Raw genomic sequence first — 21635 nt, 5'->3', positions numbered from 1 at the left:
TAATGCGCTTACTCGAACTCGAAGGGATCAATTTCAATTACGGCTGTTTGCAGCCTTTGATTTTGAGGGATCTGGATCTGAAAATAGAATCCGGCTCCTGCCACTGCATCAGTGGCCCCACGGGTTCGGGTAAGTCCAGTCTGCTGGCTCTGCTTGCCGGGCTGCAACATCGCCCCTGTGAAGGCGGTATTTTTAAGCGTCAGGGGCTGTTGGTGGGCCTGGTGATGCAAGACCCCCAAGTACAAATATTGCGCCAGACAGTCGGGGCTGAGGGGGCCTTTGCCCTGGAAAATCTCGGTGTACCCAGCGACCAGATGATCTCCCGGGTGCAGCATGCACTGCGCCGGGTGGGCTTGTTTGTTTCGCTGGAAACCCCAATTAGCAAGTTGTCTCTTGGACAAAAGTATCGCCTGATGATAGCCGCCCAGTTGGTGAGTGAACCGGCGGTTCTGCTGTTGGATGAACCTTGGGCGCAACTGGATGATGCCGGTGTCGATGAATTGCTGGCAGTGATCCGTAATCTGCGGGCTGAAGGTATGGCCGTTGTCTTGGTGGAACACAACGCGCAGGCTTTTGCCTCGGTTGTTGAACACTTCTGGCACTTGCACCAAGGTCGCCTGCTGCCCGGCAGTTATCGGGTTGAGCCCGGCAGCCATTTGCAACGGCTGGAGCCGGATCGGAGCCGGGAACTGGTCAGTGCCACTTCATTTGAATTTCGTTATCAGGGGCATACGCCCCTGTTTGTGTGTCAACAGGGTCTGTCTTTGGGCGCCGGTGAGCTGGTGACCCTGATGGGTAACAACGGTTCGGGCAAGAGCAGTTTACTGAAGGCGATAGCCGGTATTCAACCCGCGGTAGCGTCACTGCCGTTGCGGGTCTTCGGTCGTAAGCCCAAACCAGGCATCTTTGGTTCTATGCTGGGGCTGTTGATGCAGCGTCCCAACCGTCAGTTGTTTGAGGCCACAGTGATCGAGGAGATGCAGTTTGGTCTGCGCCGCTTCGACCTGCCGCTTTCCCGGGCCGAAAACCTACTTGAGCAGCTCGACCTGCTGCATCTCGCCCAAAGCTCGCCCCATACACTGTCCTATGGTCAGCAGCATTTGATCGCCTTGGCCTCCATCGCCTGTGTGACCCCTAGCTTGATGCTGTTGGATGACCCCTTGGCTGGATTGGATGGCGAATATCTGGGGCGATTGTGGCAGATCCTCAACTACCTGCGTGAACAGGGGAGCAGCATAGTGATAGCCAGCCACAGACCCTTGCCGAACTTGCCATCCAGCCAAGTTTGGCGGTTACAACAAGGACAGCTGGAGATAGAGGTTACTCCGGAGGAGGTTGCCTGTGTGGGTTAAAGGACGGCGCCACGGCCGTACTTCTCCTAAGGGGTTGGATTTAGGCATGTGGGGCAGCGCCACCGCTCTGTTATTGGTAGTGACCTTGTCATCGGCGGCGTTTCTTCTGCCTCAGGCGCAGCTTCCCTGGTTAGCCGCCATCAATTTGATCTTGGTAGTTCATGGCATGCTGCAGCGCGGCGCCATTGGCGGGGTGATCCGCTTTGTCTTGCTGCAACTCGGTTTTACTTTGGGGTTGTATGCACTGATGCACGGCGGCGAGCAGCTGGGCCAAGGCACCTTGGCCGTGGCCCGCATCACTCTAGCGCTGCTGCCGGGATGGTGGCTGTCGGTTTCCGTACGCCCGGAACGAATAGGCGAGGTGTTGTGCCTGGTCATGCCGGCCAAATGGGCCTTTGTGGTGGCTGCCTCCATAGGCCTGCTGCCCTTTATGACCCAGGAGATCGCCGAGATCTATCAACTGCAGCGGCTGCGGGGGGCGCGAATTGCCCCCAAGCAACTGCTCAACCCCCGCAATTGGCCGGAGCTGGCCTACTGTGTGTTATTTCCCCTCTTGATCCAACTGCTTAAATTGGCCAAACAGATGGCGCTGGCCGCCAAGAGCCGCCACTTTGGCCACACTTCCAAGCCTACCCATTGGCGGGACAACCGGAGCGAACATGGCAACAAATAAAACTAAAGGATTTCAACTGCAGGATGCGCTCTTTATCGGCTTTTGTGCCACCTTGCTGGTGGCGGTCAAGAGCATGCTCAGATTAAAGCTCGGCCTGTCGGGACATTCTATGTTGCTGATGAGCTTTTTCTATCTCACCTGTTACGGCATTGTTGGGCGCATGGGGGCCATGACAGCCTGCGGCGCCTTGGCCGGAGTAGTTGCCATGACTTTGGGGGTGGGCAAGGGCGGCCCGCTGATCTTGCTTAAGTTCGTGATCCCGGCCGTGTCGATGGACCTGGCGCTGCTGCTGTTGGCCAATGCGTTTAACTTGCGCTGGCGTTTCATCGCCCTGGCCTTGGTGGGCTGTATCGCCTGGGCCGCTAAAGGGCTGGTAGAGGATCTGCTGGTCGGCATGAGTGAGCAGGTGGCCTTGGTGCGTTTTGGTCTCAAGTGTTTACAAGGTGGGGCCTTTGCCATAGTCGGGGCGCTGCTGGTGCCCCCTGTTTTGAGACGCCTCAAGGCCCACGATCTTCTCCACAAAGATATTCAGACAGATTGATTAAGGTTGATTGATGAAAGATTGGCTGATTTGTATAGACGATACCGATGATATCGGCACTAAAGGCACCGGTGAGATAGCTTCTGAGATTGCTGAGTTGTTGACTCAACAAGGCGGGCAAACCTCCCTGGTGACCCGGCATCAGCTCTATGTGCACCCGGATATTCCTTACACTTCCCACAATAGTGCCATGTGCTTTGGTTATCGTGGCGAGCTTACCTTAGCGGCGATACGTGAAGTGGCCATAGCTCATCTGCTCAGGGAATCGGCCAGCGCCGCCGATCCTGGGTTGGCACTCTTGTCTCTAGCCGATTTCAGCGGCCAGGAAGCACTGATGGCTTTTGGCCGTGAGGCCAAGCAAGAGGTCAAGACCAAGGAGCAAGCCTACGGCTTGGCCGAACACTTGGGTATCAGTCTCAGCGAGCACGGCGGCACAGGGCAGGGTGTTATCGGCGCGCTTGCCGGCCTCGGGCTCAGGCTCACGGGGAATGATGGCCGGGTGAAAGGCCAGCTGAAATTGGGTCAGACAGATGACGCGGCGCCCTTCAGCGTTGCCGACATACTAAAGCGCTCAGAGCTCGATGGCGTATTGACCACAGATGGTGAGTGGTTACAGGAAACCGACACTGTCTGGCTTAGCGGCAAGGTCAAAGCCGTGTGGGCCGAGCATAGGTTTGCCCTCTTGGTCAGCAAACGTGGCGCCGAGTGGCACAATGCCGGTAAACAGCAGCTGAAGGAGTTCTGAATGCAGCAATGGTTTGAACTCAGGCAGGGTAAGCGATTGTTTCTCGGCGGCAACAGCAATCTACAGGCTGCCCGCGAGGTGGCTGTTCAATGTGCTTGTTTTACAGAGGATGACGAAGACGAGCAGATAGATGATGTGACCCGCTCCTGTTACAACTGCCAGTATCGCCGCTGGTTGAGTGAAGGGTTTCAGTGTCTTGGTCCGCTCTCTGAATGAGATTAGCCTCATAAAGCGACATTTTACCTCGATAGGTGCATAGGCAATTGGGGATTTGGCTTCTAAAATGAAGCCAAATCCGGGTGACCATATGGTTGGTAACGTCTCTTCTACCATTCTTCATCGGTGTTGACTCCTTCAGTGATAGGAAAAATCGGCTCACAACGAGAATCATGAAAGGTTTATCGGGATAAACTGACATGCTCTGTGTTGCGTGGGCCGTTTTTCTGCTTTTTTTGAGGAACTGGCAACTAAAGGATTACCGTTGCTGTTTGTCTTGTTATAGCGAGTGACTCTGTTTGGGTATAGTCTGGTTATATCATGGCAAGTAAGCCGGTATTCTGATGGTTGTATGCTCCGGTTGGCGTAAACATCCATGGGAATCGGTATTAACCCGGAATAAACGTCTTTTGGTCTGTTACCAAGAGCCATTGCCGGAGTGAAAGAATGACAGATGCGGTACCGACAGCAGCTCTTTTGAAGTTGCCTGTCACTCAATTGGGGATAGGCATGTATGTGTCGGCCATTGAAAATAATGGCCAGCTGACTATCGCCAATGCCGGCCAGATCAAGAGCCGTCAGGCGATCACTAAGCTCAGTAACAGCGGCATTCGTTTTGTCTGGGTTGATGTTGAGCGTTCCAGCGAAAGCTGCGGTCTGAAAAAGCAACGCCCCGGCCTCAATAGCAATCCACGCAAAACCTCGATTAACCACGAATTGGCAATGGGGCAGGCCAAACAGCTGCTCACTGAAGCCAAGAGCTTGGTGCGCAAAGTCCTCAGTGAAACCTTCGAAGGCAAGGCGATAGAAGTCGAGCCGTTTGCGGCGCTGGCGGACAATATGATCGAGTCGGTGATGCTCGACTCGGATGCGATGAAATGCATATCGGCGCTGAGATCCAAAGATGCCTACTTACTGGAACATTCGGTCAATGTCGCTTTCCTGCTGATTACCTTTGGTAAATATCTCAAGCTGGATCGCGAGATGCTCAGACAGCTGGCGATCGGCGGTGTTCTCCATGATATCGGTAAGATCAAGGTGAATAACAAGATACTGCACAAGCCGGGCAAGCTGACGCCGGAAGAATTTGAGCATATGAAGTTGCACCAAGTCTACGCCATCGAGATCATGGAACAGGCCAAGGGCTTGTCTCAAGTGAGCAAGGATGTGTGCCTGATGCACCACGAAAAACTCGATGGCAGTGGTTACCCAAGGGGTCTGAAAGGGGATGAGTTGACGCTGCATGGGCGTATGAGCTGTATTGTGGATATCTATGATGCCCTTACCGCCACCCGCTGTTATAAAGAGGCGATGAGTCCGGCAGCTGCCTTTAAAATTCTGCTCAGTCTGACCCCCTTCCATCTGGATGAGAGTCTGGTGTACGAATTCATTCGCTGTATCGGTGTCTATCCGGTCGGTTCTTTGGTGCAACTGTCCGATGGTCGGGTGGGCATAGTCTGGGAGTCCAAGAATAGAGATGCATTACATCCAGTAGTTAAGTGTTTCTATTCATTGAAATTTAAACGGTATACTGAAGTGACCATGGTGGATCTTTTAAAGTCGGATCTCAACATAGACAGAGGTGTGTCGCCCAGCTCATTGGATGTTGATCCCAAGCCTTTCTATTGATCTGGCTGCAAACTGGGTAAACTGATGGGCCCGCCGAGTGGTGGGCCTTTTTGTTGAGTTTGTGGAGTGACCCCGATGCGCCGAATTTTACCTATTATGACCCTGTTATTGTCGCTGGCCTTGCTGATCCCCGGGGTGACTCAACCTATTTTGAGTGTCAGCGGCACGGTGGAAAAGGCCGAACTGACCGAAGCCGGGTTGGACATGATTGCCGAAGCCGTCAGTGATGATTCCGGGCGCGACAGTGCCAGGGGAATGCTGGCGATGATCAGCGGTATGTTGGGGCTGAACAATCTTCAAGGTGAAATGGAGGTGTTCAACAAGACCCGCAGTATCTGGGGCACAGTGACCGAGCTGCATCAACACGGCAATACCCTGGTGGCGGCGCTGGTGATGCTGTTTTCCGTGATAGTGCCGGCCTGCAAGCTGGGGTTGATGCTGCTGGCTCAGGCGCCGCTGTCCAGTAAGGTGCGGCAGATCATCGACAGTATTACCGCGGCCATTGCCAAATGGTCCATGGCCGACGTATTTGTGGTGGCGCTTATAATCACCTATATGGCCGGTAACGCCTCGGCCGGCATGGGGGATTTGGTTCACACCCACGCCAGCCTGGAGTCGGGCTTTTGGTTCTTCCTCGGCTATTGCCTATTGGCCATCGCCGGCCAGTATTGGCTCAAACCTCGTCAGTCCTGACCCAGCACGCCGTCTGTCGCTATCGGTACTATCCAATAGCGGCAGGGGTTGTGGCGGCAAACTTCCGCGAGGGTTTGCAGCAGCGCCTGCTGTGACTCTTGCGGGTGCATCACCTCAAACTTGTAGAATTCCCGATAACCTTCCACCTGTTCCTTGAGATTGAAGTGGCTGTGCTCGCGGCTGAAGCCACAGATATTGATCAGGCTGAAGCCGGAGAGGTAGTCCAGCGACATCAGGGTGTCGACCACATCGTCTTTTAGATTGTGCTGCACTATCAGCACCAAGAGTTGTTTCATTGGCGTTTCTCCAGGGTTTGATACAGCAGCGGCAACAAATAGAGGGTGGTGATAGTGGAGGTGATCAGCCCGCCTATGACCACGATTGCCAGCGGCCTTTGAATTTCGGCGCCGGGCCCGGTGGCAAAGGCCAGCGGGATCAGGCCGAACATGGCGGTGGTGGCCGTCATCAGAATCGGCCGCAGTCGGCGGGCGGCACCTTGTTCGACCCGCTCACTGAGGCTGGCAAACAGATGCCGCGACTGTTCATAGTAACTGACCATCACCACGCCGTTGAGCACGGCTACCCCCAGCAGGGCGATAAAGCCCACTGAGGCTGGCACCGACAGGTATTCGCCCGAGATAAACAGGCTGAAGATACCGCCCATCATGGCAAAGGGGACGTTGGCCAGGATCAGCAAGGCCTTGGAGATATTGCCGAAGGTGGTGAACAGGATCAGGTTGATCAGCATCAGCGCCACGGGCACCACCAGCAACAGGTTACGGGTTGCCCGTTGCTGGTTCTCGAACTCGCCACCGAAATTCAGGCTGTAACCGCTGGGCAGAGACAGTTCAGCGGCCAGCTTGCCCTGTAGTTCTTCGACAAAGCCGACGATATCGCGGCCGCTGACATTGGTGGTGACCACGGCAAAACGGTTGCCTTGCTCGCGCTCAATCAGTATCGGCCCTTCGCGATAGCTTATTTGCGCCAGTTCACCAAGGGGCCTGAGGCTGGCATCCGGCATTACCAATAGCCTTTGCTCCAGTTGCGGCAGGCTGTTGATACCATCTGCTGCCTGGGCGATCAGCACGGGAGTTCGCTTCTTGCCCTGGATTATCTCGGTTATGGCCAGGCCTTCCAGTTGGCTCTTGAGATAGCGGCCAAACTCATCGGCACTCATGTTGTAACTGCGGGCCAAACCCTCCTTGAGACGGAGGTTGATAAAGGGGCTGCCTTCGGTCATGGCGGTTTTGACATCCTGACTGCCGCGAGTGGCGCTGGTCAGGTGTGCCGTCTCGCTGGCCAATCTTGAAAGCGTCTCATGATCTTCACCGAAAATTTTAATTGCCACATCGCCTATGCTGCCGGTAAGCATCTCGGAGACCCGCATCTGGATAGGTTGGGTGAAGTTGAAATTGATCCCCGGAAACTTGAGCACTTCGGTGCGTATGGCATCGATAAGCTCCTCCTTGCTGGCAAAGCGCCACTCCTCCACGGGTTTAAGTTCCATGAAGACATCGGTCTCATTCAGCCCCATGGGATCCAGCCCCAGCTCATCGGCGCCGGTGCGGGCGACCAACTGGCGTATCTCGGGCACAGTGGCCAGCAGGTGCTGCTCTATCTGAGTATCCAGTGCCAGCGAGGCCTGCAGCGAAATCGATGGGGACTTCTCCAACTGCAGAATAATGTCACCCTCATCCAGGGTCGGCATAAAGGTTTTACCCACCTGAGTAAACAGCCCCAAGCTCAGTACCAGTGCCACCAGTGCCGTGGCGCAAAACGCCTTACCGTGCTGTAACACCCACTGCAGACTGAGCAGGTAGCGCGCCTTGAGCCAGCCAATGGCCTTGGGTTCGTTGGCCGCTTTTTCATTGACCAGATAGGAGGCCAGCACGGGGATCACCGTCAGCGACAGTGCCAGTGCCGACAGCATGGCAAACACTATGGTGATAGCCACTGGGGTGAACAGTTTGCCTTCGAGGCCGCTGAGGGTCAGCAGCGGTGAGAAGACTATGATCACTATCAGGGTGCCTGACACCACAGGCACGGCCACATCTTTGGTGGCGCGGTAGATGAGGTGCAGCCTGGGCAGGCGTTTGCCGCCGGCAATCTGGTTGACCATGTTCTCCACCACCACCACGGAGGAGTCCACCAACATGCCGATGGCGATCACCAGGCCACCGAGGCTCATCAGGTTGGCCGACAGATTGAAGTAGCGCATCAGCATAAAGGTGGCCAGCGCCGCCAATGGCAGCGACAGTGATACCACCAATGCCGCCCGCAAGTTGCCGAGAAACAGCGCCAACAACAGAATAACCAACACCACGGCCTCAAACAGGGCATCTGAAATGGTGCCTATGGCTGTGCCTATCAGGTTGGCCCTGTCGTAGAACACATTCAGCTGGCTGCCGGGAGGAAGGGTCTTTTCTATCTGAGCCAGCTTTTCCCGTACCTGTTTGATGACCTGATCGGTATTGGCATCCTTGAGGCCGACGATCAAGGCCTCTGTGGTTTCTTCTCCATTACGGGTCACGGCGCCGTAGCGGCTGAGATGGCCTATTTCGACCCGGGCGAGGTCTTGCAGGCGATAGCTGCCGCCCTGATTGGTGGCAATCACCAGTTGTTGCAGGGCTTCCAGTGAGTCGATGCGCCCTTCGGTGCGAACCGTCAGGTTATCTGTCCCTAGCGTGATGCGTCCGGCACCGGTGTTGCTGTTGTTGCTCTCGATACGGGCTATCAACTCTTCCTGGCTGATACCGGCCTGAGCCAGGGCGACTGGGTCAGGGGTGATCTGCAGTGTCTTGGCAAAACCGCCGAGAATGTTGACATCGGCGACTCCGGGCACGGTACGCAGCAGCGGCCTGACTTCCCATTCCAGCAACTGACGGCGCTCCAGCAGCGACAGCGAGGGATTCTCCAGCGAAAACATAAAGATTTCACTGAGCGGGGTGCTCATGGGGGCGACGCCGCCTTCCAGATCGGCGGGCAATTTGTCCCATACCGCCGCCAAGCGTTCACTCACTTGCTGTCTGGCCCAGTAAATATCTGTGCCTTCGTTGAAGTCCAGGGTGATGTCGGTAATAGCATACTTGCTGGTGGAACGCAGTATCGCCTGCTTGGGGATCCCCAGTAACTCAGTCTCAACCGGTACTGTCACCTGGGCCTCTATCTCTTCGGCTGTCATGCCGGGAGCCTTGAGGATGATTTTCACCTGGGTCGGCGAGATATCCGGGAAGGCGTCCAGTGGCAGCCCCAGCCAGGAATAGGCGCCGGCACCACAGAGCAGCAGCGCTGTTATCAGGGTAAACAGCCTTTGAGTAAGGGAGAAACGGATAATGGCACTGAGCATGCTATTCGCCCCCCAAACCCAGGAGTATGCCTTTGACGGCCGCCACTGAGTCGCTCAGCACCTCGGCACCGACCAGTGTCTCATTGGGCGCCAGGAAGTAGCTGTCGGCGCTGGCGCCTAGCACTTGCACGTCGGTTGGCCGCAGCTTATTTTGGCTGTGACTCAGCACCTGGCTGCCAGTGCCCCAGGAATAGAGACTCTGTTTGGGTACCACCAAGGCATTGATGGCCTGCAGCGGAATAACCTGCAACTGCTGCCCGGGTTGCAGGCCGCAGCTTGGGGGAACGGCCTGGCTCCAGGCGTCGACAAAGCCCTGTTTGGCCAGCTGGTCCTTGCGACTTATCTGCAGTTGGCACTCTCCGGCCATCACGGCATTGACACTGTCTTTCTGAGCCAGGGGTAAACGCAGCTTAAGCCTGAGTTCGTCGGCGGGCAGTATCCCCAGCAGAGGGGCGCCGCTCATCAGTGGCTCACTGCTATCGCCGTATTGCAGCAGTCCGGCCATGGGCGCGTGCAATATCAGAGTCTCGGGATTGTCCCCCGGCTTAAGCAATTCACTGAAGTGCTGCAGGTGTTCATATTGCAGCAAAGCGTCGAAATACTGCTGGCTTATCTGCGACCAGGTTTCGGCACCTATGGCGCCGTTGGCCCGCAACTTTTGGTTGCGATCATAGCGCTGCTTGGCGAGCTTGAATGCCGCTTCGGCGGCGGTAAATTGCAGTTGAAAGTGGGCAATTTCGGCGCCCTTAAGTTGCACCAGCGCTTGGCCTTCATCGACCCATTCTCCTTCGGCCACCAACCAGCGTCGCTGTTGGATGGTTTCCGGTGCCGTGAGATAGAAGCTGCTGCCGGGCTGAGCCGCCAATATTGCCGGTACAGGGGCGGCCTCTATCTGTTGTACTTGGTTCACTGAGGTGAAGCTGAGTGTCAGCTTGCCTAGGTCCGCAACCGAGATTTCCTGCGCCCACAGCGGGGAGAAGAACAGTGTCGACACCAGTGTGCCAACCAGGGTTTTAGGGGTCATAGGGTAACTCCGAGCGCTTGCAGTTGTTGGGAATGCAGCTGGGCTTGTGCCAGCCGGTTGAGCGACAGCCTGGCTTGGGTATCCAGGGCCTCAAGATGGCGCCGCAGCCAGGACTCATACTGGGCTGGGCCTTGTTCGGCCGTGGTCAGCAGGGTTTGGCTGAGCTGTTTGCTCAGCTGCAAGGCTTGCTCCAGCCCTTGCTGCTCTTGTTGTAGCTGGGCTTGACGACGTTTGAGTTGCTGCAACTGCAGTTGGCTCTGCAGTAACTGCTGTTGTTGCTGTTGCTCCAGTTGCAGCCTTTGTTGCTGCAACTCGCCAAGCTGTTGCTGGTTCAGGCCGTTGCCAACAGGCAAGGGGATCTCCAGTGCCAGACCCAGAGACTGTTCATCCTGTCCCAGAGTTGCAGTGTTTTTGGCCGTGACAGACACCAGCCAAGGAGTGTCATCTCCTTCGAGTTGGGCGTTTGTGGTGAGCTGCTGACGTTGCTGCTGCAGCGCCAGCAATTGCCACATGGGATGCCCGGCACCGGCATCATCCGGCAGGGGGGTGTCACTTTCATCCAGTGACGGCAGCTGTTGCAGTCCGGTCAGGCGCTTGAGTGCCTCATTGGCTTCTTGTTGTTGTTGCTCCAGTGGGAGTTTAGTGAGCGACAACTCCAGCAATTCACGTTTTAACAGCAGTACCGCAGTTGCCGGCATTTCACCACTTTGGCTCAGGGCCTGTTGCCGTTGCAGCAGTTGCTGCAGTACCTGTTGCTTGTGGCGCAGTTGCGCCAGCTCCTGCTCGGCTTGTGCCTGTTGCCACCAATACTGACGCAACAGGCCTGAGAGATAGAGGCGCTGCAGTTGGCTCTGCAATTCCAGCATGCGTTCGTTAATGGGCTTGAGCTTGGCATTCTGGCGCTGCATGGCCGGCGACTGAAAAGGCAGGTTGAGTGAGAGCTCCTGCTCATAGCTGTTGTGGCTTTCCAGGCTGCCAAGATGGCTCAAACTGATGCTTGGCAAGCCTGTCAGCCAGTCCGAGCTGTGATATATTGGAGCCAATTGTGCCGAAGATGTGTGCAGCCTGTTTTGACTCAGGGACAAAAGGGCGTCTCTGTCTGTTTCCGGGGCCGCTCTCAGCTGAAACACCATTAACAGCAGGCTACAACCCAGATAGAGGGGGCGGATTTTCATGGGAGTGTCTCTTGGGGAAATACCAGCCGCCAGCCTGGCACTGATTTGGCCTGTTGTCTTCGGCGACCTGTATCATATTTGCACTTATGGGACATATGTACCATAAGTTAACTGCATGTTTTTTAAGCTTATTAATCGGGAGTTGCGTCAATGAAGGATCTGGTGATGATAGTGCTGCTCAGTGTGATCATGACGCTGAATCTGCTGGATGTGTTGTCAGATATGCAACTTGGTGTGCCGACTTATCACATAGTGCAGGAGGGCATTTTGGTGGCGCTTTCCGCCTGTGGCGCCCTGTATATCAGTTTTGATCTGCTCCGCCGCAGCCGTGAGATGCAGCTACTTAAGTCAAAGTTGGCCAATGCCGATGCCAGGATCTGCAATATCTCCAGTCGAATGCAAGCCGCCCGCCAGGAATACACCCAGGCGGTACAGCAACAATTTGAGCTCTGGTCGCTGACCCGCAGTGAGCAGGAAGTGGCTTTATTATTGTTGAAAGGCTTGAGTTTCAAAGAGATTGCCAGTGTTCGCAGCACCAAGGAGAAGACGGTGCGGCAGCAGGCCTCGGCAATTTACGCCAAGGCGGATGTCGATGGCCGCCATACCTTCTGTGCCTGGTTTATGGAAGACTTTATTCAACCCGTTGCTAGCGCCGATACTTCACAGGCGGCCTAAGATGCGGGTGGCATCTGTCGTTTTGGAGCGACTTTACACGAGTTTCTTGAAGCCAATCCTGCGGCGGCTGAGCAAGTAGGATTAGGTATTTCCCCGGCAACTTTCCTTCTTGCTAGCAGGCTATCCCCGTCTCAGAGAGCGGGTTTCCTGCCAGTTAATGTATATAAAAAGGAATAAAAAATTTTTTCTTAGTGCTTTGGGTTCTTTATTATTGAGAATCGATATTGGCACCCAGGCTCCACAGACACCAATAATAGCGGCATTATTTAACTGTGGAGGTGGCGGTGAAGCCTGGCTATATCCTGCTGTTTCTCTTGCTGGTGGTACTGGCATCGACCCAGACCCAAGGCTTGTTGCGGGCTCTGATAGAACTCAGTGCCTTCGTAGGCTTTTGTTACCTGTTTTCAACCCTGCCAGAGAATATAGCCAAGAGACGAGCTGCCGATAAGCAGCCAGAGGATCACGCCGAGAAGTAAGGGCTTACTACCGCTCTGTTGTAGTTTCCTGAAGGTGATACCACAGCCAATCAGGAACAAACACACTACCAGGGTGCGCTTCGCCAGCTCAAATAGCTCCTGATAGATAAATTGACCCTGAGGAAACAAACTGGTGATAACGATAGCCAGGCAGTAAAACAGAATAAATCCGGGAATATTGAGTTTCCCCTTGCCACCAAATAACAAGGCGCTGATTGCCGCCAGAGGCACTATCCACAAGGCACGTGCCAGTTTGATGGTGGTCGCTGTCTTAAGTGCTTCTTCACCGTAGGTGGATGCGGCGCCCACCACTGACGAGGTGTCATGAATGGCGATGGCGCTCCAAACTCCGAAGTCATGTTGGCTTAATTGCAGCAGATGACCTATCACGGGAAAAACGAACAGGGCAACCGAGTTAAGTACAAAGACGCAGGCCAGGGCAATGGCGGTTTGTTCGTTGCGGGCATTGATAGCCGGTGCCACCGCGGCGATGGCGCTGCCACCACAGATGGCGGTGCCACTGGCAATCAAGTGACCGACTCGCCTATCCAACCCCAAAACCCGAGTCAACGCCGTGCCCGCCAGCAGTGTCAGCAATATTGATCCCAGGATTAACGGCAAATTGCCTACAGAGGCGTCGATCGCCTGTTGCAGCGGAATACCAAAACCCAGGCCGACAATGGAGATGGCCAGCAGTTTTTTGGTCAGTTTCCCCAGATCCCAGTCCGATGGCAACCAGCCGAGATTAGCCAGCACAAATCCCACCAAGAGTGCCAGAGGTGAGGAGATTGAGGGGTGTAGGCAGGCGATGGCAAGCAGGCAAAACAGCCACTTTTTCTGCAGTTGGCTCATGGACAAGAGATAGCAAGATTCCGGGAGCGTTAGTATAAGTGAGGCAAAATGCTAGGAAAACTAAAATTAACTTAATATCCAGCGTAAGTTTTACTGAATCTCTGACTAAGACAACAGGATCAGGGAAGCCAGTTCCCCGCTCCTGAGTCGATGTCACGTCTGGCATAAGTTTGCTGTGTTTAATAAGGCCAAGTGCCTATGACGCTCTGTTGCGATTAGACCCGTGAAGACAACTGATATTCATGGCCATCTTTAGTGGTAAAGCGTTTGCAACTCTTGTTGCTGCGTGGTTGACCGCCATCATTGTGCAACAGGCTAATCCACTCACGCTTGAGTTTGTTGTCCTGACAGCGGCCATCGATGAGACAGCGTTCCAGCTGAATGTCTTCAATGGCGGCACAGTCGCGGCTGCCGATGCAGCCCTGACGATCGAAGCTCAGTTCCAGGTGACAGCCGCAATCATCCTTGAGCAGTATGGCTTCTGGCTCGCTGCGGTGGCCGCTCAGGGCGACAAACTGTTGTGGCTGTTTGAGGCCACACTGGCTGCCATCGGCAAAGCAGGCCAAGAGATGCTGATAGTAAACCACATAGCAAACCACCTCGGCATGTGAGCCGTTTGCCAGTGGGAACAGCCGGTCAAGCAGTTGCTTGGCATTGGCCATCTTGTCGGCGATATGGCGTTCACCGAGTGCTTCCACGGCAAAGACGGCTTCGGCGATGAAAGGGTTGTGCTCTTGATTGATTTTTTGCTGCATAGTGGAGATGTTCATCGTCTCGCCCTCGTGTTTTGCTTTCCTTGACCTGATGGCACTGTCGCCTCATGGCCGGACAATTCCTGTGAATTGCTTAATTTGTAGGCTAGCGTTTTTTTGATTACAATTTCACAATAAAAATTTTACAGTGTGAATTTTACAAAATGCGCCAAGACCAAAGCCTGATCCGTAAGTCACATTTTCTGGGTACTAAAATAAGAAACCTCAGAAAGCGCAATCACTTAACTATGGAAGACTTGTCGGCACGCTGTGTCAGGGTCGATCCTGAGTCGGCGCCGTCTGTGTCATACCTGTCGATGATCGAAAGGGGCAAGCGTGTTCCCAGCGCTGGTATGCTGGCGGTCATAGCCGCAGTTTTTCAGAAAGAGGTGAGTTGGTTTCTGGACGATGCGCCTGAGGAGCAGGCAATCACCCCGGACAAGGGGCGACGCGGCGGGGTCAGTGGTATGCCGCTGGAGCCGGGCTTCCTGTTTTCCAATGATATCCTGCAGATAGCCATTCCCGAGATGTTGTCACAAACGGGGATCAGCGGCCGCCAGTTTGCCCACCTGTTGATCCGCGCCCATCAGGAACACCATCAAAACCATTTCCCCGATCTGGAAAGGGCCGCCGAAGAGGTGGGTAAGAAGCGCCTGCCCTTGTCGGTAGAAGAGATGCTGGATCTCGCCGCGGCGCAGGGACTGAAGATCCAATGGTTCGCCCGGCCGGCAAAACTGCTGACGGATGCCCAGGGGAACAGTGCCGGGGAGTTGGTGACTTCCTACATGGAGCCGCCGGGAACGCTATTTCTCAACGAGATCCTCAAGTCTCAACCTACTAGGCTCAAGTACGATTTGGCGGTGCATTTAGGTCACTGTGTGCTGCACAATCGCGATGGGCTGAGCAATGTGTTGACCGTGGGCCGCAGTGGTTTCAGTGAAACCGATCCCCAGATCCAGAGTTCGTCTCTCAATGCCCAGGATATACTCCAGGCTTGGCGTGGTTTTGAGGCCAGTTTCTTTGCCGGGGCCTTGCTCTGCCCCAAGGTGGCATTCAGGCAACTGCTGGACAGGTACGGCTACGAGATAGATGCTCACCGATTGGCTGGGGTTTCTCCTTCGGTAGCGATGCGGCGTATGACAGTGGTTTCACCTTATCCTCACTGGCATTACTTCGATGCCTATGCGCCGGGCAAGCTAAAAGCTGTGTATCGCGGCAATGGTATTCCGCTGCCCTGGGGCAATATGCGGGCGGTGGCCGATCCTTGTCAGCACTGGGCGGTATTTCGGATGATCACCGAGCCCAAGGAAGGCAGTTCGGCGCAGATATCCATTCTGGATGTGGAGCAACAACCCAGGATCTATTGCTGTGAATCGGTCAAGGTCAAAGACTTGGCCGGCAATCATCATGTGCTCTGTGCCGGAATAGATCTCAATCCTGCCATTGAGGCCCAGGGGGAGGATGCCTTGTCATTGGCGCAGGATCTTAAACAGGCTTGTGTCGAGCAGGGCGGAGAAGGCGCCATTCCCAGAAAGATAAAACAGCAACTGTTGACGGTTGCACGGATCCTCAATATCAATTGGGTCGAGCGTGGTATCGCCGGTGATGCCAGATTGATCTGCTCCAGAGGTGCGGTTTGCCCAAGACGACCCTCCTGTTATGGCGAGCAGCCAGAGGTGAGCTTTCCCTGGCCCAAACAATAACCTTGGAACACTAAGAGAACCTTGGGTTGGCAAACACAGACCATAGATAACTCATATTCATCCATGGTGTGTTTTGAATGGCGCAGTTATTAACGGGTTTTAGCTTATTCCAATATGGCCATTAGAAAGCCTATGGTCAACAGAATGGCCATGATCAGTCTAAGGCTGCTCTGTTGTTTCTGATAGCGAATAATCACAGGATCTTGGCTGTTGGCCAGAGTGCCAGACTCCAGCGACTGTTTGACTCTTATCGCTATATTGGATGAATTATTTTCATCTATATGAGTAAGTTCAGGATACTGAACCCGTATATGTTTCAATAGTTGCTGCCAACGCCAAAGCTGCAAGACAAAGAAGAGTCCTGCCAGAATAAACATCAGCCAGGCGATATGTGACAGCGCCCATTCTATCTGTGGTTCCATGAATACTCTTTTATTAGCCGAAAGATAGTTGCGGCTATGTTATACCAATCAGCAGTAAGATTCAGAAGTGGCATGTGTACTCAAGGCTTTGCGGGAATGAGGTTCAGTATTCCCAACGGCAGTGGCAAGGCTGCCGTTGGGGAACCTGAGGTTAAACCTTGAAGCGGGCGACTAAAGTATCCAGCCTGCGGGCCAGATTGTTGAGTGCATCGCTGGCTGCTGCTGCGGCTTCAGCTGTTTGGGCAGTGCGCTGAGTTATCTCATTGATCTCACTGACGTTACGATTAACTTCCTCCACAACGGTGGATTGCTCCTCTGTGGCTGCCGCGACTTGGATGTTCATATCGCTTATCTGGGCAATTTGTCCCGAGATACCACTGAGCGCCTGACTGGCTTCATCCACGGCCTGCACCCCTTCATGGGAGCGATTGCGACTCAGCTCCATGGCACTGACGGCTCTGGCGGCTTCGGCCTGCAACTTATCTATCATCACCTGCACTTCATCGGTTGAGGCGGCGGTGCGGGAAGCCAGGTTGCGAACTTCATCGGCCACAACCGCAAAGCCACGGCCGGCCTCACCGGCTCTTGCCGCCTCAATGGCGGCGTTCAATGCCAGTAGATTGGTTTGCTCCGAGATGGCACGGATCACATCCAGAATGCCGCCGATGGACTTGGTGTGGGTCGCCAGCGACTCGATCACTTCGCCGACCTGAGCCACATCCTGCGATAATTGATTAATGGTATCCCTGGCATGGGTTACTACCTGTTGGCCCATTGCCGATTCGCTGTCGGCCTCTTTGGCTGTCAGCGCCGCCTGCTCGGCGTTGGCGGCAATCTCGTTAACGGTTGCCCCCATTTCGTTGATGGCGGTTACCACCATCATGGTACGTTCCTTCTGATCCTGGCTGTCGTTCATGGTCTGCTGGGCCTGCGCCGAGACATCCTTGGCGGATAGCCCTAACTGTTCGCTGGTAGCGGCCACTTCAATGACAGATTCCTGGATCTTGGAGATAAAGCTGTTGAAGCCTTTAGCGAGTTGGGCGATTTCATCCTCGCCGTCTACCGGCAAGCGTTGGCGTAAGTCGCCTTCACCTTCACCTATGTCGCGGAACATTTCGGCGATATTACTGATGGGGCGGCTAACAGAGCCGGCTACTAGCACGGCCAAGAAGATGAAGCCAGCGGCAATCAATACTGTCCATAACAGAATTTGATAGGCGGCCTCTTGCAACAGGGCAAAGATCTCTTCTTGCGGAACCTGAGCCACCACATACCAATCCATGGAGGGGATATAGCTGCTGGCAACCAGCATGTCGGTACCATCGACTTCGGTTTCGAGTAATTGGAAGTCACCCTTATTCAACAGCTTGCTGGTGCTGCCCGGGTAGAGATCCTGTAGATTTTTGTTATTCATCAAGCTCTTGTCAGGATGAAGTTGGATCTTGCCCTGATTGTCGGTGAGGAACACATAACCGCTTTGCTCTATCTTAAAGGAGTTGAGCAGGCGCACCATATCATCGAGAGACTTGGCCAGTCCCACCAAACCTCGGCCATCTGGCTGCTGATAGTTGATGAAAAGCTTCACTTCACCGTTGGCCTCGGTGAACACATTCATCATACGTTCCCGACGACTGTCTCTATAGACGAAGAACCAGCCATCCTGTTGTGGATTGAGGATCCGCAGGAAGCCGTCTTGGGTATAGTAGGCTCCGGTTTCTCGGTCGGCATAGGCGGCTTGAACCAGATGATATTGGCGAATCAGTCCCTGTAGTTGTGAAATGACCAGAGGCTCTTCAGCTTCCGGGCGTCCCTGCTCCAGCCAGTGGGTGAGTAATGGGCTGTGGGCCAGTTGTTCTGCGGCATGCATTGAGGGGCTGATCTCCAGATCCAATTTGTTGCGGATCTGCAGCATTAAGCTGGGCAGTTCTGAGCCTAGCATGCGTTGTTCGACGACTTCGCGGGCGCTACGTTGGCTGAGAATGCCAACTAAAATAGTCGACATCAGCACGGCCAGAGTCACCGTCAGTAAAATCTTTTGTTTGATGGTAAGCATGAGTTTCATAACGATCGCCTGTTCCATAACTGTTATTGCGTGGAAAACGGCGCCAACTTCGAGTCTGGTCGGCCTGAATGCCACTTGGCAGGGACTTCCCTTTAAGTCTTTGTAGAGTATAGGTGGGTCAGTTGTTTTATGGAGCTGGATCTTATTATGTGGGGACGAATTATGGACAAAAAAAACTCTTGTATCAATAGGGACTAATGTTGCCGGGGGTAAATAATAAACGCGCCTTAAAAGGCGCGTTTTTGTGGTTTACAGTCATCAATTACATATTGGGGTAGTTGGGGCCGCCACCACCTTCTGGCGTTACCCAGGTGATGTTCTGGCTGGGGTCCTTGATGTCACAGGTCTTGCAGTGAATGCAGTTCTGGCTGTTGATCACAAACTTGGGTTGTCCCTCGTCTTCAACCACCTCATAGACCCCCGCAGGGCAGTAACGCTGCGCCGGCTCATCGTATTTCACTAGGTTGACCGCAATAGGGATGTTGGCGTCTTTCAAACGCAGATGGCAGGGCTGATCTTCCTCGTGGAAGGTATTGGACAGATACACGGAAGAGAGCTTGTCGAAGCTAAGCTTGCCGTCCGGCTTGGGGTAGTCAATCTTGCTGTAGGCGCTGGCCTCACCCATCTGGGCATAGTCGGGATGCTCGTCCCTCAGGGTGACAGGGAACTTACCGCCAAACCAGTTTTGATCGATATAGTTAAAGGCGCCCCCCAGGAAGGTGCCGAACTTGTGCATGGCCGGGCCGAAATTACGCGAGCGGTAAAGCTCATCAAAGAGCCAGCTCTGCTCCAGCCGCTCCTGGAAGCAGTCAAGATCTTTACCGCCTTCAACCCCGGCGATAAGGCCTTCGGCCAGAGTCTCAGCCGCCAACATACCGCTCTTGATGGCGGTGTGGGTGCCCTTGATCTTGGCGAAGTTGAGTGTCCCGGCATCACAACCTATGACCAGACCGCCGGGGAAGCTCATCTTGGGTAGAGAGTTGAGGCCCCCCTTGGTAATGGCGCGGGCACCATAGCTCAAACGCTCGCCGCCGCTTAAGGTCTTGGCGATGACAGGGTGGGTCTTGTAACGCTGAAATTCATCGAAAGGGCTCAGATGCGGGTTCTTGTAGTTGAGGTCGATGATCAGTCCCACGGCAACCTGGTTGTCTTCCATATGGTAGAGGAAACCGCCGCCGCTGGCACCTTCCTGCAGTGGCCAGCCGCCACTGTGAACCACTTTACCCTGTTGGTGTTGTTCGGCCGGGATCTTCCAAATCTCTTTGAAGCCTATACCGTAATGTTGTGGTGTCTTGCCGTTATCCAGGTGGAATTTTTCTATCAGTTGCTTGCCCAGATGGCCACGGCAGCCTTCGGCAAACACAGTATATTTGGCGTGCAACTCCATGCCCGGCATATAGCTGTCTTTGGGCTGGCCATCGGCGCCTATGCCCATGTCGCCAATCAGTATTCCCTTGACGCTGCCGTCTTCATTGAGCAGCAATTCGCTGGCGGCAAAACCGGGGAATATCTCCACTCCCAGGCCTTCGGCTTGCTCGGCCATCCAACGGCAGAGATTACCGACGCTGATAATATAGTTGCCATGGTTGTGCATGGTCTTGGGTACTAGGCTGTTGGGCAGATGTTTGCCATCTTCGGCCGACTTGAGCAGATAGATCTCATCTTCTGTAACCTGGGTATGCAGGGGGGCTCCCAGTTCTTTCCAGTCACCGAAGAGTTCTTCCAATACGCTGGGTTCAAAGACGGCACCGGAGAGAATATGCGCGCCAACTTCAGAGCCTTTTTCGACCACACAGACACTGATCTCTTTGCCGCTGTCTTTGGAGATCTGCATCAAACGGCAAGCCGCAGCCAGTCCGGCTGGGCCTGCACCGACGATAACAACATCGAATTCCATTGATTCGCGTTCCATCATGTCACCTCTATCCTTCAAAGTCCCCCGATGTAAACGGGTGTTTTATTTTTATCCAGCTCCAACCTTACCTGAAAATCTATTCAGGGCACAGTATTTGATCGGAAAGCAGACGTTAGTTTTGATGAAATTTCTGAGTGAAGCTTGTCACAAAAAGTCCACGCAGATTTGAACCAGATCGGGAAATACATTTTTAGGGGTATGGTTCACCCCCCTTTTCGTCCTATAATTGGCGCAGACGGTTCTCCGAGCTTTTGGTCCTACGTCAGTGAAGATATGGTCCTTTAGCCGTGGCAATTTTGCCACCGGGGTGAGCAAAGAAATGCCCTCACCTCCCTGACTTGGAAAGGTGATCATGTCCCAATTACAAGACAATTTTGGTCGAAGATTTCACTATTTGCGGATGTCAGTCACTGACGTCTGTAACTTCAAATGCAGTTATTGCCTGCCGGATGGTTATCGCCCGGAGGGCAAGCCCTCTTTTATGACGCTCAGCGAGATTGAGAATCTGGTTGCCGCCTTTGCCAAAGTAGGTACCCGCAAGGTACGGATCACAGGTGGCGAGCCTACGCTGCGCAAAGACTTTACCGATATCATCCGCGCAGTTGCCGACAACAGCGAAATTCACACTATCGCCACTACCACCAATGGTTATAGGCTCGAGAAGCACGCAAAAGAATGGTATGACGCCGGGCTGAGGCGGATCAACGTGTCTGTGGACAGCCTAGACCCCAGGATGTTTTATCAGATCACCGGCGAGAACAAGTTCGATGAGGTCATGCGTGGTATAAATGCGGCGCTGGAAGCCGGCTTTGAGCGGGTCAAGATCAACGCCGTGCTGCTCAAGGATCTCAACGACAAGGATCTGCCGCGTTTCCTGCATTGGATCAAACATACCCCCATAGATCTGCGTTTCATCGAGCTGATGGAAACCGGTTTGGGTCACGACTACTTCAAGGCGCATCACTTGGCTGGAGCCGATATTAAGGCCAGACTCGAGGCCGAAGGTTGGCAGTATGATCAGCCTGCGGCCGAAGATGGTCCGGCGCAAAACTTCAGCCATCCTGATTATCGTGGCCGTATTGGGCTCATCATGCCTTATGCCAAAAACTTCTGCGCTAGCTGTAATAGGTTGCGGGTTTCTGCCAAGGGTAAGTTGCACCTGTGTCTGTTCACCGAACATGGTGTCGATCTTCGGGATCTGCTTCAGAGTCCTGAACAGCAGGATGAGTTGATTGCCCGTTTGCATCAGCAGTTGCAGCAGAAGAAAGAGACCCACTATCTGCACCAAGGCATTACCGGTGTGACCCAACACCTGGCCTCTATCGGCGGTTGAGGGTGGCGCTCGTCTGGGCGCCCGATACCTATCATCGCCATCTCGGTAGCA

19 protein-coding genes and 1 riboswitch are annotated in these 21635 nt (G+C 54.2%); of the genes, 10 read left to right on the top strand and 9 right to left on the bottom strand.

Annotation, left to right across the window (positions count from 1 at the left end):
- Positions 1 to 2: 2 nt before the first annotated feature.
- From K5621_RS19150 to K5621_RS19120, 7 genes are all read left to right on the top strand, one after another.
- Complete coding sequence (locus K5621_RS19150) at positions 3 to 1352, top strand: ATP-binding cassette domain-containing protein (protein WP_221050059.1); 1350 nt, start codon at positions 3 to 5, stop codon at positions 1350 to 1352.
- Positions 1342 to 2025 (top strand): energy-coupling factor transporter transmembrane component T, encoded by a 684-nt coding sequence (locus K5621_RS19145; protein ID WP_229671979.1) that lies wholly within the window; start codon positions 1342 to 1344, stop codon positions 2023 to 2025. The genes K5621_RS19150 and K5621_RS19145 overlap by 11 nt, the downstream gene beginning before the upstream one ends.
- Positions 2012 to 2566, top strand: coding sequence for a core component of ECF transporter (locus K5621_RS19140; RefSeq protein ID WP_100143289.1), 555 nt, complete (start codon positions 2012 to 2014; stop codon positions 2564 to 2566). Before K5621_RS19145 ends, K5621_RS19140 begins: the two co-directional genes overlap by 14 nt.
- 13 nt (positions 2567 to 2579) lie before the next feature.
- Entirely contained in the window at positions 2580 to 3311 is a 732-nt protein-coding gene (locus K5621_RS19135) for a DNA-binding protein (protein WP_221050058.1), read from the top strand.
- Complete coding sequence (locus tag K5621_RS19130) at positions 3312 to 3527, top strand: hypothetical protein (RefSeq protein ID WP_100143291.1); 216 nt, start codon at positions 3312 to 3314, stop codon at positions 3525 to 3527.
- 447 nt (positions 3528 to 3974) lie between these two features.
- Positions 3975 to 5156 carry a cyclic di-GMP phosphodiesterase gene (locus tag K5621_RS19125; protein WP_221050057.1) on the top strand — a complete coding sequence of 394 codons (1182 nt, stop codon included), beginning with the start codon at positions 3975 to 3977 and terminating at the stop codon, positions 5154 to 5156.
- Positions 5157 to 5231: 75 nt separating this feature from the next.
- Entirely contained in the window at positions 5232 to 5849 is a 618-nt protein-coding gene (locus tag K5621_RS19120) for a paraquat-inducible protein A (protein ID WP_101055879.1), read from the top strand.
- Here the strand turns inward: K5621_RS19120 and K5621_RS19115 are convergent.
- Genes K5621_RS19115 through K5621_RS19100 form a run of 4 tightly spaced genes read right to left on the bottom strand, consistent with a single transcriptional unit; the run spans position 5840 to position 11394 of the window.
- Entirely contained in the window at positions 5840 to 6145 is a 306-nt protein-coding gene (locus K5621_RS19115) for a DUF3240 family protein (RefSeq protein ID WP_025009174.1), read from the bottom strand. The two genes, K5621_RS19120 and K5621_RS19115, sit on opposite strands and share 10 nt — an antisense overlap.
- Complete coding sequence (locus K5621_RS19110) at positions 6142 to 9195, bottom strand: efflux RND transporter permease subunit (protein WP_221050056.1); 3054 nt, start codon at positions 9193 to 9195, stop codon at positions 6142 to 6144. Before K5621_RS19110 ends, K5621_RS19115 begins: the two co-directional genes overlap by 4 nt.
- Position 9196: 1 nt before the next feature.
- Positions 9197 to 10219, bottom strand: a complete 1023-nt coding sequence (locus K5621_RS19105; RefSeq protein ID WP_221050055.1) for an efflux RND transporter periplasmic adaptor subunit — start codon at positions 10217 to 10219, stop codon at positions 9197 to 9199.
- Positions 10216 to 11394: a TolC family protein gene (locus K5621_RS19100; protein ID WP_221050054.1), complete on the bottom strand. Its 1179-nt coding sequence runs from the start codon at positions 11392 to 11394 to the stop codon at positions 10216 to 10218. The genes K5621_RS19105 and K5621_RS19100 overlap by 4 nt, the downstream gene beginning before the upstream one ends.
- 150 nt (positions 11395 to 11544) lie before the next feature.
- On the opposite strand from K5621_RS19100, the gene K5621_RS19095 reads away from it, so the two are divergent.
- The gene (locus K5621_RS19095; RefSeq protein WP_221050053.1) at positions 11545 to 12069 is read left to right on the top strand and encodes a helix-turn-helix transcriptional regulator; all 525 of its coding nucleotides are present in this window, start codon (positions 11545 to 11547) and stop codon (positions 12067 to 12069) included.
- A gap of 404 nt (positions 12070 to 12473) precedes the next feature.
- On the opposite strand, the gene K5621_RS19090 is transcribed toward K5621_RS19095, so the two are convergent.
- Both K5621_RS19090 and K5621_RS19085 read right to left on the bottom strand, forming a co-directional pair.
- Positions 12474 to 13397, bottom strand: a complete 924-nt coding sequence (locus tag K5621_RS19090; RefSeq protein ID WP_100143297.1) for a YeiH family protein — start codon at positions 13395 to 13397, stop codon at positions 12474 to 12476.
- Between the two features lie 215 nt (positions 13398 to 13612).
- Positions 13613 to 14167, bottom strand: coding sequence for an aldolase/citrate lyase/malate synthase family protein (locus tag K5621_RS19085; RefSeq protein ID WP_190533901.1), 555 nt, complete (start codon positions 14165 to 14167; stop codon positions 13613 to 13615).
- 146 nt (positions 14168 to 14313) lie between these two features.
- Here K5621_RS19085 and K5621_RS19080 point away from each other — a divergent pair, with 146 nt between their 5' ends.
- A complete protein-coding gene (locus K5621_RS19080) occupies positions 14314 to 15852 on the top strand; it encodes a DUF3612 domain-containing protein (protein WP_221050052.1) in 1539 nt (512 codons plus the stop codon).
- A gap of 104 nt (positions 15853 to 15956) precedes the next feature.
- Here K5621_RS19080 and K5621_RS19075 read toward each other — a convergent pair whose 3' ends face one another.
- From K5621_RS19075 to K5621_RS19065, 3 genes are all read right to left on the bottom strand, one after another.
- Positions 15957 to 16274: a hypothetical protein gene (locus K5621_RS19075; RefSeq protein ID WP_221050051.1), complete on the bottom strand. Its 318-nt coding sequence runs from the start codon at positions 16272 to 16274 to the stop codon at positions 15957 to 15959.
- 151 nt (positions 16275 to 16425) lie between these two features.
- Positions 16426 to 18336, bottom strand: coding sequence for a methyl-accepting chemotaxis protein (locus K5621_RS19070; RefSeq protein ID WP_100143300.1), 1911 nt, complete (start codon positions 18334 to 18336; stop codon positions 16426 to 16428).
- Positions 18337 to 18598: 262 nt separating this feature from the next.
- Complete coding sequence (locus K5621_RS19065) at positions 18599 to 20248, bottom strand: electron transfer flavoprotein-ubiquinone oxidoreductase (RefSeq protein ID WP_221051247.1); 1650 nt, start codon at positions 20246 to 20248, stop codon at positions 18599 to 18601.
- 232 nt (positions 20249 to 20480) lie between these two features.
- Positions 20481 to 20616, top strand: a riboswitch (molybdenum cofactor riboswitch).
- Between K5621_RS19065 and moaA the strand changes: the two genes are divergently transcribed.
- The gene (gene moaA, locus K5621_RS19060; protein WP_100143301.1) at positions 20604 to 21584 is read left to right on the top strand and encodes a GTP 3',8-cyclase MoaA; all 981 of its coding nucleotides are present in this window, start codon (positions 20604 to 20606) and stop codon (positions 21582 to 21584) included. It overlaps the preceding riboswitch by 13 nt.
- The last annotated feature ends 51 nt before the right edge of the window (positions 21585 to 21635 follow it).

The sequence above is a fragment of the Shewanella carassii genome, assembly GCF_019670705.1.
GTDB classification, from domain to species: domain Bacteria; phylum Pseudomonadota; class Gammaproteobacteria; order Enterobacterales; family Shewanellaceae; genus Shewanella; species Shewanella carassii.
This window is presented reverse-complemented; position numbering and strand designations above follow the sequence as displayed.